Raw genomic sequence first — 13475 nt, 5'->3', positions numbered from 1 at the left:
TGCGGCAGCTCCTACATTGAAACGCATTCCAATGTAGGAGCTGCCGCAGGCTGCGATCTTTTGATCTTCAACCAACACGCCGCCAAACACTCGCCAACCAAGGCTGCTGCTCGCGCGGCAGCCCCGCCGGCCGGAAGTAATGCTCCAGCTCGACAAACCCCGCCGCCGTCAACAACCCCTGCCACGCCGCCAGATCGTGATACGAGCCATAACGCGGCCCGTTCCAGCCCTCACGGTTATCCCCGCGCGGATTGGAACTGAACAACACCCCACCGGGTTTTAAAGCGCCATGCAATTGCTTAAGCACCCGCGGCAACTCCTGCAACGGCACATGAAACAGCACCGCATTGGCAAAAATCCCGTCAAAGCGTTCAGCCGGGAGATCCAGCTTCAGAAAATCCTGCTGTAACACCTCACAGCCGCTGTCCTCACGCGCCATCCGCGCAAATTCCTCAGAGCCATCCAGCCCCACCGCAACGTGACCCATACGCGTAAACGTCTGCAAATCCCGTCCCGGCCCGCAGCCGAAATCCAGAATCGTCAACGGCGCTGAACCCTGAATATGCCGCAGCAGCGCATCGATATTCTGGCTGACATCGTGATCACGTGTGCCTTCACGGAAGTCTTCGGCCACCGAGTTGTAATGGCCGAGGGTGGTGGCGGTGATCTGTTCGAGATCGGAGGGGGTTTGCTTCATGGTCGGCTGCACGTTCAGGGAGAGATGTGCCGACTATAAGCGAAAAGATCGCAGCCTGCGGCGGCTCCTACAGGCGTTCATCCACGGTCGGCCTCGATCCTGTAGGAGCTGCCGCAGGCTGCGATCTTTTGATCTTGCCTCAATACCCACCTGTTACTTCTTACAGTATCGACCCGATGAAAAAACCTTCAGGCTACCCCTAAGCCTGGAGGACGTTCACAGCCATGAAGGCGACTCAGCACTCACCTCATCCCACACTGTCCGTCGTCGACCCGCGAGCATTGGCGATTCGCAGCGTTGCCTACTGCCAGCACCCGGACAAACCCGACGTCGAACCGCGCATCACTCGGCAGATGTTCGATGAGGCGGGGCGCGAGGTGGCGGCGTGGGATTCTCGGTTGTGGGGAGTCGCGCCGAAACCGAATCTGAGCACCGTTTACGCTTTGAGCGGTCAGGTGTTGCTCACGGACAGCGTGGATGCCGGTTGGCAGTTGAGCTTGCTGGAACAGGCGGGATCAACGCTTTCGTTCTGGGATGCACGGGGTACGCAGCGACATTATGAGTACGACACACAACGTCGCTCAGTCTCCGTTACAGAGCAGATGGTCAGCCACCCAGCAAAAATTGTTGAGCGACTAATTTATGGCGACGCCGATGAAGCGCTCGCGCAACACAACCAGTGCGGCCGATTGATCCGCCACGATCATCCCGCAGGTTCGCGGAAATGCCCCAGCTATGGCATAGCCGGTTCCATATTGACGGTGCAGGAGCGATTCCTCGAGGATCTTGACACACCCGATTGGCCCGTCGATCTCCCGGGGCGCGATGCGCTATTGGAAGAACAGACGTTTACGACTCGCTCGGAATTCAATCCCGCAGGGCAATTGCTAAAGCAGATCGACGCTCGCGACAACGTGCAAAGGTTCGGTTACGACCTCGCTGGCAGATCTCGCGATGTCTGGCTGCAAATGGCGGGGGAGACAAAACCACCGCGAAAACTGGTCAGCGATATTCGTTACAACGCACAGGATCAGGTTGAAATCGAAACCGCCGGGAATGGCGTTATCGCACGTGCTGGTTATGACGCCAGGGATGGCCGGCTGACTCGGTTGACCGCTGCCATCCACCTTCATAAACCCTTGCTGGATCTGCATTATTGCGTCGATCCGGTGGGCAATATCGTCGAGCTGGAAGACAAGTCCCAACCTGTCACTTACTTCAATAACCAGCGCATTGCTCCGGTCTGTTCTTACCGTTACGACAGTCTCTATCAACTGATCGAAGCCAAGGGTTGGGAGGTCAGCCAGCCAAGTCACGGGCCGGCATTACCCGAGCTGATTTCGACACCGCTGGATCCGGCTCAGCGCCGCAATTATCTCCAGAAGTTCGTCTACGACAGCGGCGGCAATCTCGTTTCCCGCCAGCACAGCGCAACGGCCGGATTTGCGATGTTCACCTCCGGCAACAGCAACCGTAGCCTCGGGCAGCGCGATGATGGTTCGTTGCCAGGAGAGCCGGAAATCAGTGCGGGTTTCGATGCATGCGGAAATCAACTGAATCTGAACTGTGGCCAAAACATGGTCTGGGACGCTCGCAATCAGTTGCAGGAAGTCACCCTGGTCGCACGAGAAAACCAACCGGATGATTTCGAATGTTATCGCTACGACCGTCCCGGCCATCGCGTGCGCAAAGTGTCCATTGCCCGCGCCGCAGGTCAGCCGCTGCGAAGTGAAGTCCGTTATCTTCCGGGCCTGGAATTACGTTGTCATAACAGTGGTGAGGAACATCATGTCATCACTGTTCCCGCCGGGCGTAATTCAGTGCAGGTGCTGCATTGGCCCGATGGGGCGTACTCGAATCAACTTCGCTATGGCTTGAGCGATCATCTGGGTTCCAGCACGTTAGAGCTGAACGATGAAGGCGCAGTGCTGACACGTGAACACTACTATCCGTTCGGCGGCACAGCCTGCTGGGCAGGTAAAAACGCTTCAGTGGCGAAGTACAAAACCTATCGATATTGTGGCAAGGAGCGTGATGCGACGGGGTTTTATTACTACGGATACCGGTATTACGCACCGTGGCTGCAGCGGTGGGTAAGTGCGGATCCGGCGGGGAGTGCCGACGACCTGAATCAATATCAAATGGTGGGCAACTGCCCGCTCAATTTTTACGATTGGCAGGGCCTGATAAAAATCCCGGTGGATATTTTTATCAGCGATATCGTCAATCCCATCGCCAAAGATATCGGCACCGGATGGTTTGAGGAGCTGATCTGGGACGAAAAAAAAGCCGCTTTCGCCAGCACTGGTTTGGTGTATGGGCAAGGGATGAAGGTCTATGAGGGAGAACTTTCGGAGTGGACCCCGTCTTCATTCGGCCAAGCCATCGCCATGTTCCGCGATCAAGATAAGAAGCTTCGTCTGTTCGCCAACATGCACTTTCAACATATGGGCATACAGCCTGGTATGGGCTTGCCGGAATTCGCCGGCCTGATGAAAAGTGAGGACGCGCAAGGCAACAGATTTCTCATTAACAATCATTCCGGTCATTACAAGCCAGAGCCTTCGATCGCGGTCGAGGCGATGATTCGCGAGATTGCGCCGCAGCAACAATCAGTCAGGTATGTGCCGGTACCTGAAAGCACATCGTTTGATTCAGCAATCCGAATGGAATCGATTAGCTCCCCAGAACATTACGGGCAATTGGTGAAGCAATACAAAAGTGACTTCAAAGGCCTGATTGAGCACTTGAAAGAACACGGAGCATGGGAAGCCGCTAAAGAGCGTTGGGAAAGTAGCGAAGGAATCAATGTGATTTTTAAAATGGACGCATCAGGAATGACTGCGCAACAGATCTACGCCAAAGAGTCCGAGGCGAGGTATGCGAGGGTCGTGGCACCGCCGCCTAAGCGGACGCTAGCTACGAGACAGCCGGCTTCGCCGCCCAAGGGACAAGGCAATAAACCGTCGTTTTTTCGATCCTTGTTCAGTCGCCACTCACGAACGTGATTCTTTCACTCCACCTGTTACTTCTTACAGTATCGACCCGATGAAAAAACCTTCAGGCTACCCCCAAGCTTGGAGTACGTTCACAGCCATGAAGGCGACTCAGCACTCACCTCATCCCACCCTGTCCGTCGTCGACCCGCGAGCACTGGCGATTCGCAGCGTCGCCTACTGCCAGCACCCGGACAAACCCGGCGTCGAACCGCGCATCACCCGGCAGATCTTCGATGAGGTGGGGCGCGAAGTGGCGGCGTGGGATCCTCGGTTGTGGGGAGCCGCGCCGAAACCGAATCTGAGCACCGTTTACGCTTTGAGCGGTCAGGTGTTGCTCACGGACAGCGTGGATGCCGGTTGGCAGTTGAATCTGTGCAATGACGCAGGTTCGCAGCGTTCTTTTTGGGATGCACGGGGTAGCCAATGTCGTCGTGAGTTTGATGAATTGCAGCGTCCGGTAGCGCTGACGGAGCAGGCTTATGGCGAGCAGCCTCAGGTGGTTGAGCGCTGGACTTATGCCGACGCCACGGAGAGTTTTGCCCAGCACAATCAGTGTGGGCAGCTGCTTCGTCATGACGATCCGGGCGGTGGCCAGCTCCTCGGCGATTATGGTTGGTCGGGTGCAGTGCTGGAGGAGTCTCGACGGTTTCTCATTGAGCTGGATGCGCCGGACTGGCCGCTTCTACTGGACGCCCGAGACGAACTTCTCGAAGAAAAAGCCTACGTCACCCGATACGCTTTCTATCCAACGGGCGAGGTGCAGCGTCAGATCGATGCAGCGCGTAATACACAAATTTTCCATTTCAACGTGGCGGGAAAATCCTCTGCGACATGGCTTTGCAATCCGGTGAAGGTCAGCATCCACAGTGTCTTGTCAGCGAAATTCGTTACAACGCCCAAGATCAGATCGAAAGTGAAACGGCCGGCAACGGCGTTGTATCAACTGCGGATTACAGCCCTGAGGATGGTCGCCTGCTGAGGCTTTTCGCGGGTGTCGTAGGGCAACAGCCTTTGCAAGATTTGAATTACGCCTACGATCCGGTGGGCAATATTGTCGAACTCGAAGACAAGTGCCAAACCGTGAGCCACTTCAACGGCCAGCGCATCGACCCCGTCAGCCGTTATCGCTACGACAGCCTGTACCAATTGGTCGAAGCTAAAGGTTGGGAGGTCAGCAAACCGAGCCATGGCCCGGCGCTACCCGATTTGCTGCCAGTGCCGCTGGATCCCGCGCAACGGCGCAACTACACCCAGACGTTTGCTTACGACGCGGCAGGTAACTTGATCACGCGGCATCACAGTGGCGCGCCTGGGTTTTCGATGTTCACTTCTGCGCGCAGCAATCGGAGTCTGGCTCAGCTTGACGATGGATCCTTGCCGGGAGAGTCGCAGATAGCGCTGGGATTTGATGCGGCGGGTAATCAGCTGGAATTGCAGCGTGGGCAGGCCATGGCGTGGAATGTGCGCAATGAGTTGAGTCGGGTGACGTTGGTACAGCGTGGGACTGAGGCGGATGACTTTGAGTGTTATATCTACGATCAGCCGGGGCATCGGTTGCGTAAGACGCAAATCAGTCGGGCATCCGGGCAAACCCTGACAACAGAAGTGCGTTATCTGTCGGGTCTTGAGATTCATTGCGAAGTCGGCGGCGTAGAGCGGCATGTAGTCAGTGTCGAAGCTGGGCGTAATCAGGTGCGTTTACTGCATTGGCCCGAAGGCGCTGTAAACGATCAATGGCGTTACAGCCTTGGCGATCATCTTGGTTCCTGCACGCTCGAGCTGGATGAAAGTGCGGGGATACTAAACCAAGAATATTTCTACGCTTTTGGCAGTACAGCGTGTTGGGCGGGTAAAAGTGCATTGACGGCGAAGTACAGGTCGATTCGCTATTCAGGTAAAGAACGGGATGCCACGGGGCTTTATTACTATGGATACCGGTATTACGTCCCATGGCTGCAACGGTGGATAAGTCCAGATCCGGCAGGCCGAGTTAACGGAATAAATATTTACACCTTTGTTGGAAGTTCTCCCATTCTTAATAAAGATGTTGATGGAAGGGTGTATCAGGGGCGAGATGATAAAGTTGAGGCGGCGATTAAATCAGGTGGGGCAATAATCCTCGCGAGAGGAATTCCAGAATTCCCTCCATTGCAGGCTTCTAGATTGTTGGAGCAATTATATCAGTCGGAAATTATGTTCAAAGGTGCACAACAGGCAATTATTGAAAATCTACGGGGGAGTAAAAATGTCCTGCTAAGTCACTTTGGGCCAGAATACAGAGGTGTAACCGCAAGACTATTGGATTCTTTCGCTCGCGGAGAAGCTTTGGCGAAGCAGTACCGAGAACCGGTAGGAATTGATAAATTTATCGGTGCAATCTCGATATTTAACTCTTTCAATGCTCAAGTGGATAGCTCTGATATTTATGGGCGAGTAATGGTTAATTTTGGTGTGATTGATGATGACGATCTGGACGTGACTCTTGCACACGAACTCTCTCATCTCATATATGTTGATGGAATGAATACCGTTGGGGCTGGAGCAGTGGATAATTTTTATTTAGGTACTTTGTATCCAGATTTGTTAGGCTCTCCGGCAGAGCCGAACGGCATTACCCATCAGAGTATATCCGATATAATTAGGCGTGGCGGACTGACTGTTAATTATATGGAAAGTTATCCGGCGTCTCGCTCAATTTTTATTGATTCAGTAAAATATTATCTTGGAGGCGGGGCCGATGGGATAAGTTTGAGTGGGGCTGTGTCTGTATTTAATAGTCGCCCTGATTTAAGGGCTGATATATCTGTCAATAACGCAGATAGTGTTGCGTTCTCTGCAAAAAGCTTAAACCTGTTGTATCGAGCTCGACAGGCTAATAATAGACTATTGGTCATGTAAGCGGGAGCTGATTATGTTCACGCTGAAAATAGCGATGTGAGCACCGCCCCCTCGCTATGGATTTTAATCAAACCGCACTCACCGCTTATTCAACCCCCGAGCCAACCGATCCCCACCCAACTGAATCACCGCCACCAACGCCACCAGCAACACAATCACCGTCAGCATGATCTGGCTATCAAACCGCTGATACCCGTAGCGATAAGCGATATCCCCCAACCCGCCCGCACCAATCGCCCCGGCCATCGCCGACGAGTTGATCATCGTCACCAGCGTAATCGTGAACCCACCGACAATCCCCGGCAGCGCCTCAGGCAACAGCACATGCCAGACAATGTGCCAACGCCGGCACCCCATCGCCTGCGCGGCTTCGATCAAACCATGATCAACCTCACGCAAACTCACTTCAGCAATCCGCGCAAAGAACGGCGTCGCCGCAATCGTCAGCGGCACAACCGCCGCCCAGACTCCGTACGTAGTGCCGACAATCAACCGGGTAAACGGAATCAGCGCGACCATCAGAATCAGAAACGGGATCGAGCGAAACAGGTTCACGAAGGCGCCCAAGGCACGGTTCAACACCGGTGCTTCGTAGATGCCGCCCTTGTCGCTGGTGACCAGAATCACCGCCATGGGAATCCCCACCAGCAGCGCGATCAGCGACGACACGCCGACCATCAGGAACGTGTCGATAAATCCCTGCAACAAGCGATCAAACCACATAACCCAACACCTCCACTCGTTGCGCCCACGGCGCGGCGCGTTCGCGCAATTGTTCGGCGCTGAACGCTGTGCCACTGACGGCCAATAACAGTTGCCCCAGTGCATGCCCCTGAATTCGTTCGACGCCGCCCTGCAGCAGCTTCACCCGGCCACCGAGGGCTGTAAAAAGTGCCGCCAGATCCGGTTCGTCGCTGGCGCTGCCGGTGAACTGCAAACGCAGCACCACAGCTGCGTCGGAGGAGGGCGGCTGGGGGTGCAAACGGCTCTGCAATTCTTCCGGCAGGGCGTGTTGTAGAGGCGCGAGCAAAGTCTGGCTGACCTCGTGTTGCGGATTGCCAAATACTTCCCACACCGGGCCTTGCTCGACGATGCGGCCGTGTTCAAGCACGACGACGCGGTCGCAAATTTCGCGGATGACTGCCATCTCGTGAGTGATCAGCACGATGGTCAGGCCCAGGCGTTTGTTGATTTCGCGCAGCAGGCCGAGGATCGACTGGGTGGTCTCTGGATCGAGCGCCGAAGTCGCCTCGTCGCAGAGCAAAATATCCGGGTCATGCACCAGCGCGCGGGCGATGCCGACGCGCTGTTTCTGGCCACCGGAAAGCTGCGCCGGATAGGCTTTGTGCTTTTCTTGCAGACCGACCAGTTCGAGCAATTCGCGCACCTTTTTCTCGCGTTGCTCTTTCGGTAGGCCAGCGACTTTCAGCGGCAGTTCGACGTTCTGCCAAACGGTCTTGGCCGACATCAGATTGAAGTGCTGGAAGATCATGCCGATGCGTCGGCGCAGCGCCACGAGGCGGTCTTCATCGAACTCGCCGATGTCGACCTGATCGATCAACACGCGCCCCGACGTTGGTTGTTCCAGACGATTGATGGTGCGGATCAGCGACGACTTGCCGGCGCCGCTGCGACCGATGATGCCGAACACTTCACCGCGCTGAATCGCCAGATCAATGCCTTGCAGCGCCGCGACCGGGCCTTGTCGACCGTTGTAGGTTTTGCCCAGCCCGATGAAGCGCACATGAGCGCGATTCAATTCCGGATGCAGTTCGGTTTTTTCAGCATTGTGTGGCTCTGGAATTTCCAGTCGCCGTTGGATCGCCGCCGTCATGCTCAGCTTTCCCAACCGGCTTGATACAGCTTGCCGTGGGCCTTATCCAGCGCCGCGCGAACGGCTGGCGAATGCTGGTAGATGTCGACGAATTTGATCAGGCGCGGATCGGTTTTGCTCTTTGGCTGGATGACGAACTGGATCACGTATTCCTTGTGGTCGAGGCCGTCGAACAGCAGCGCCGAACCGGCATCGAAAGTCTTCGCTAAACGAATGTAGGCCGGGTAGCCCTGCACCAGATCGGCGTCGTCATAAGCGCGCACCAGTTGCACCGCTTCGACTTGCAGGATTTTGATTTTCTTCGGGTTGGCGACGATGTCGTCTTCGGTGGCCTTGTAGCCGACGCCCGGTTTCAGGGTGATCAAACCAGCCTTGGCCAGCAGCTGCAAACCGCGACCGCTGTTGATCGGATCGTTGGCGATGGCGACGCTGGCGCCTTCTGGCAGCTCGTCGAAGCTTTTGTATTTTTTCGAGTAGAGACCGACGTTGTTGATGATCCCCGGGGCGAACGGCACCAGGTCAAAACCGGCGGCGGCCTTGGCGTTTTCAAGGAAAGGGATGTGCTGGAAGTAGTTCACGTCGATGTCGCCGGCGGCGAGGCTGACGTTGGGTGCGATCCAGTCGGTGAACTCGACCAGCTCGACTTTGAGGCCTTGTTTGGAGGCTTCTTCAACGGCGGCTTCCAGCGGGATGGCGAAGGCGGCGGTGGTGCCGACTTTCAGAGGGGCGTCGGCGGCGAAGATCGCCGAACTGAACAGGCCGAGGGCCAGGGCCAGTGCTTTGACTGGGTGGGACAGGAGTTTCTGGGTCATGATGGGTTTTCCAGTCAGTGCATAAAATTTGTGGTGTTTCTTATGGCCTCATCGCGAGCAGGCTCACTCCTACATTTGGAATGCGTTCCCCTGTAGGAGTGAGCCTGCTCGCGATGCTTTTAGCGGCGAAACGCGGATCCTGTGTGTTGCTCCGGTAGCTGCGCCTCCCCGTGAAACAGCTTCTCGCGCAAGCTGCCGCTGTCGTACGCGGTCTTGTACGACCCACGCCGCTGCAACTCGGGAATCACCAGCTCAATAAAATCGACATAGCTTTCCGGCGTAACAATGCGAGTCAGGTTGAAACCATCCAGGCCGGTCTCAGCGATCCACGATTCCAGCTCATCCGCCACTTGCTCCGGCGAACCGACCACGGTGATGTAGCGGCCACCGAGGGCGTGCTGGTCGAGCAATTTGCGTCGCGTCCAGTCGTTGTTCTGCAGGTTTTTCGTCGCCGATTGAATGGCGTTGCTCTTCACGTACTGGATCGGTTCGTCGATTTCGTACTGAGAAAAGTCGATGCCGGTCGACGCGGAAAAATGCGCCACGCCGGCCTCGGCACTCGCGTAACTCAGGTACTCGGCATGCTTGGCCCACGCGGCTTCTTCGGTCGCGCCGACGATCACGTTGAGGCCCATGAACACCTTGATGTCCTCAGGATAGCGCCCCGCCTCAACGGCGCTGGCGCGCACCTTGTCGACCTGAACCTTGGTCGATGGCTTGTTCTGACCGCTGATGAACACGCACTCGGCGTGACGCCCGGCAAAGAGCAAACCGCGATCGGAGCTGCCGGCCTGAAACAACACCGGCGTGCGCTGCGGCGACGGCTCGCAGAGGTGATAACCCTCGACCTGATAGAACTCGCCCTTGTGCTCGACCTTGTGCACTTTCTCCGGCTGCGCGTAGATCCGCTGCTCGCGATCGTTGAGCACCGCGCCGTTTTCCCAGCTGCCTTCCCAGAGTTTGTAGAGCACTTCCAGATACTCGTCGGCCTGATCGTAACGACGGTCATGCTCGACTTGTTCGCTGAGGCCCATGGCTTTGGCAGCGCTGTCGAGGTAGCCGGTGACGATGTTCCAGCCGACACGGCCACGACTCAGATGATCGAGCGTCGACATGCGGCGGGCGAACAGATAGGGCGGCTCGTAGGTGAGGTTCGCGGTGAGACCGAAGCCGAGGTTCTTGGTCACGGCGGCCATGGCTGAAACCAGCAGCAGCGGGTCGTTGACCGGCAACTGGATCGACTCTTTCAGCGGCACATCGACTGAGTTCTGATAGACGTCGTACACGCCGACGATGTCGGCGATGAAGAGTCCGTCGAACAACCCGCGCTCCAGCAGTTGCGCCAGTTCAGTCCAATATTCGATGGTGTTGTAGCGCGTTGAGGTGTCGCGCGGGTGCGTCCACAAGCCGTGGTTGATGTGGCCGATGCAGTTCATGTTGAACGCGTTGAGCAAGATCTTCTTTTTCGCCGCGCTCATCAGATCGTCCCTCGCAGTGGAGGGTTTTCATCGTTGAGGTAATAGTTGCCGACGGCGTGATATTTCCAGCGCACCGGGTCGTGGAGGGTGTGCACGCGGGCGTTGCGCCAGTGACGGTCGAGACCGTGCTCGATCAGCGTGGCTTGGCTGCCGGCCAGTTCGAATAATGTGCTGCCGGCGGCCAGCGAAATTTCAGTGCTGATCGCGCGCGCTTCGGCGACGGCAATCGATGCCGCAGCGACGGTTTCGGCGTTGCTCTCGGCTTGTGCGGCGTCGAGAAATTCGCCGGCGCGTTCGAGCAAGGCTTCGGTGGCGTGCAGACGAATACTCAAGTGGCCGAAGCTCTTCAGCGTCAGCGGATCTTCGGTGGCTTTGTCGTTGCCGGAATCGATCCATGGCCGGGTTTTGCTGCGCACAAAGTGCAGCGCGTCTTCGTACGCGGCGCGGGCGATGCCGGTGTCGATGGCGGCGTGAAGGATCTGTGCCAACGGGCCAACCGTTGTCGGACGTTCGAACGCGCTTTGGAATGGCAACACGTCCTCAGCTGCGACATAGACGTCTTCAAACACCACCGAACCGCTGCCGGTGGTGCGCTGGCCGAAGCCGCTCCAGTCGTCGATCACGCTCAGCCCTTGGCTGTCACGCGGGACGAACGCCAGTTGCTGCACACCGTTTTCATCGACGACCGAGGTCGGGATGCGCTGCGCGTAAATCGCGCCGGTCGCATAGAACTTGCGGCCGTTGATGCGATAACCGTCGCCGTCGCGTTTGAGGCTGGTGACGCGGTCGTGAGCGGTTTTCGTGCCCAGTTCCGCCAGTGCATTACCGAAACGCTGGCCGGCGAGTACTTCGGCGTACAGCCGTTGTTTTTGCGCGTGGCTGCCGTTTACCCGCAGCACTTCCAGTGCATAAAAATGGTTCTGTGGAATCTGCCCGAGCGAGCCGTCAGCCTGAGCGATCAGGGCGATGACTTTCGCCAGAGTGACGTTGGACACGCCAGCGCCGCCGTATTCCTTCGGCACGCTGATACCCCACAGACCCGAGCGGGAAAACACGTCGAGCTCCGGCAGTGGCAAGCGACGTTCACGGTCGCGCACGGCGCTGTCGCGTTTGAAATCTTCGGCCAGGTCGCTGGCGACGATCAGGGCTTGTTCATCGCTGGTGATGACCGCGACGTGATGGGAAAAAGTCATAGGTTTCTCCATTGCACTTGAGAAAGTGTGCGGTCGTCAGATCCAGGAATGGCGAGCCGGTAGAGTGCCGTTGAGGCGATAGGCGCCGACCGCGTGATATTTCCAGCGCACCGGGTCGTGCAGCGTGTGCACGCGGGCGTTGCGCCAGTGACGGTCGAGGTTGAATTCGCCGAGGGTCGCGCGGCTGCCGGCCAGCTCGAAAAGTTTTTCGCTGGCGATTAGAGAGATTTCTGTGGTCAGCACTTTCGCTTCAGCCACGGCAATCGAGGCGCGCGCGGCGGATTCGGCGGTGAGCGGTGCTGCGTGCACCTGATCGAGCACTTTGCCGGCCTTGCGCAACAGCGCTTCAGCGGCGTGCAGTTCGATTTTCAGTTTGCCGATGTCGGCGATCACGTAGAGATCATCACTGGCCCGCTCGACCTTGGCATCGATCCATGGTCGCGCGCGGGTTTTGACGAAATCGATGGCGTCGTCGATAGCACCACGAGCAATGCCGGCGTCGATCGCCGCTTGAATCAGCTGCGACACCGCGCCTTGGGTGTTGGGGATTTCGTTGATCTTCCAGTTGTCGACGACCAGGCTCGATTCGACGCGAACGTTGTTCAGCAAAATCGTGCCGCTGGCGGTAGTGCGCTGACCGAAGCCCGACCAGTCATCGACGATGCGCAAACCCGGGGTGCCACGACGGACGAAGGCCAGCACTTGCTTGCCGTCATCGTTGAGCGCTTTGACTGCGACCCAGTGAGCGAACAGTGCGCCGGTGGAATAGAATTTTTGGCCATTGATCACGTAATCGTCGCCGTCGGCGGTGATCCGCGCTTTCAATTCCAGGGTGTTTTTGGTGCCGCGTTCCGGGCCGGCATTGCCGATGCGCCAGCCTTCCAGAACGCTCTGGAACAGCTGTTTTTTCTGCGCTTCGGTGGCGCTGCCGAGCACCAGATTGATGATGCCGAACTGGTTTTGTGGAATCTGTCCCAACGCCGGGTCGGCGGCGGAAATGATCGCGAACACCTCGGCCAGGGTGACGAATGAAACCTGCGGGCCGCCGTATTCGCGCGGGATGGCGATGCTGCCTAAACCGCTGCGGGTGAACTGCTCGATTTCCGACCACGGCAGCTTGCGCTGACGGTCGCGTTTGGCGGCCTGCAGGCGGGCAACTTGCGCCAGCTCATGGGCGGCCTTGATGGCTTGTGCGTCGTTGCGCAAAACCTGCGCGGGCAACAACAACGGGGCGATGTCCAGATCCGACTGGACGTTTGCGTCTGCCAGACTGGACATCAGTGCCGCTCCTTGGCTGCACGCAATGCCCTGGCGATCTGCACTGGGGTGATTGTGTTCCGGACCATACTACCTACCTCACATCTTATGAAAAACGCCGCATAAGTGCGGCGAACGAAAGAATGTCCGGTGGTCCGGTTCATATACCCTAAGCGTGTATAAATATTAAATAAACTAACTTTTAGGAATATGCATAGAAGGGGGGATGGTCGGGTTGGTTAACAATATTTCTTTACCGACACGCGCTCTGTGGTGATTGGATTTTGTGGTGAGGGGATTCATCCCC

General features: G+C 57.0%; 10 protein-coding genes. 3 read left to right on the top strand and 7 right to left on the bottom strand.

All coding sequences use genetic code 11. The features are described 5' to 3' along the window. Window positions 1-67 precede the first annotated feature (67 nt). Window positions 68-697 carry a class I SAM-dependent methyltransferase gene (locus ACP3TY_RS24400; protein ID WP_400646120.1) on the bottom strand — a complete coding sequence of 210 codons (630 nt, stop codon included), beginning with the start codon at window positions 695-697 and terminating at the stop codon, window positions 68-70. A gap of 224 nt (window positions 698-921) precedes the next feature. On the opposite strand from ACP3TY_RS24400, the gene ACP3TY_RS24395 reads away from it, so the two are divergent. From ACP3TY_RS24395 to ACP3TY_RS24385, 3 genes are all read left to right on the top strand, one after another. Continuing rightward, on the top strand, window positions 922-3705 hold the full coding sequence (locus ACP3TY_RS24395) for an RHS repeat domain-containing protein (RefSeq protein WP_426618679.1): 2784 nt from the start codon (window positions 922-924) through the stop codon (window positions 3703-3705). 88 nt (window positions 3706-3793) lie between these two features. Then, window positions 3794-4675: a hypothetical protein gene (locus ACP3TY_RS24390; protein ID WP_426618678.1), complete on the top strand. Its 882-nt coding sequence runs from the start codon at window positions 3794-3796 to the stop codon at window positions 4673-4675. A 341-nt stretch (window positions 4676-5016) separates the two neighbouring features. Next, the gene (locus ACP3TY_RS24385; protein WP_426620518.1) at window positions 5017-6594 is read left to right on the top strand and encodes an RHS repeat domain-containing protein; all 1578 of its coding nucleotides are present in this window, start codon (window positions 5017-5019) and stop codon (window positions 6592-6594) included. 78 nt (window positions 6595-6672) lie between these two features. Here the strand turns inward: ACP3TY_RS24385 and ACP3TY_RS24380 are convergent, their stop codons facing one another. The 6 genes from ACP3TY_RS24380 to ACP3TY_RS24355 form a co-directional block, all read right to left on the bottom strand. Beyond that, window positions 6673-7317: a methionine ABC transporter permease gene (locus ACP3TY_RS24380; protein WP_034151854.1), complete on the bottom strand. Its 645-nt coding sequence runs from the start codon at window positions 7315-7317 to the stop codon at window positions 6673-6675. After that, entirely contained in the window at window positions 7307-8428 is a 1122-nt protein-coding gene (locus ACP3TY_RS24375; protein WP_426618677.1) for a methionine ABC transporter ATP-binding protein, read from the bottom strand. Before ACP3TY_RS24375 ends, ACP3TY_RS24380 begins: the two co-directional genes overlap by 11 nt. Window positions 8429-8430: 2 nt before the next feature. Further along, window positions 8431-9240, bottom strand: coding sequence for a MetQ/NlpA family ABC transporter substrate-binding protein (locus tag ACP3TY_RS24370; RefSeq protein WP_426618676.1), 810 nt, complete (start codon window positions 9238-9240; stop codon window positions 8431-8433). A gap of 119 nt (window positions 9241-9359) precedes the next feature. After that, window positions 9360-10718: an LLM class flavin-dependent oxidoreductase gene (locus tag ACP3TY_RS24365; protein ID WP_426618675.1), complete on the bottom strand. Its 1359-nt coding sequence runs from the start codon at window positions 10716-10718 to the stop codon at window positions 9360-9362. After that, the gene (locus ACP3TY_RS24360; protein WP_159811989.1) at window positions 10718-11911 is read right to left on the bottom strand and encodes an SfnB family sulfur acquisition oxidoreductase; all 1194 of its coding nucleotides are present in this window, start codon (window positions 11909-11911) and stop codon (window positions 10718-10720) included. Before ACP3TY_RS24360 ends, ACP3TY_RS24365 begins: the two co-directional genes overlap by 1 nt. 36 nt (window positions 11912-11947) lie before the next feature. After that, window positions 11948-13189, bottom strand: a complete 1242-nt coding sequence (locus ACP3TY_RS24355) for an SfnB family sulfur acquisition oxidoreductase (RefSeq protein WP_426618674.1) — start codon at window positions 13187-13189, stop codon at window positions 11948-11950. Between the last annotated feature and the right edge of the window lie 286 nt (window positions 13190-13475).

This window comes from Pseudomonas rustica, from assembly GCF_049959085.1.
In the GTDB taxonomy this organism is placed as follows: Bacteria; Pseudomonadota; Gammaproteobacteria; order Pseudomonadales; family Pseudomonadaceae; genus Aquipseudomonas; species Aquipseudomonas rustica.
The sequence above is the reverse complement of the archived record's forward strand: the minus strand, read 5'-3'. Positions and strand labels throughout refer to the sequence as shown.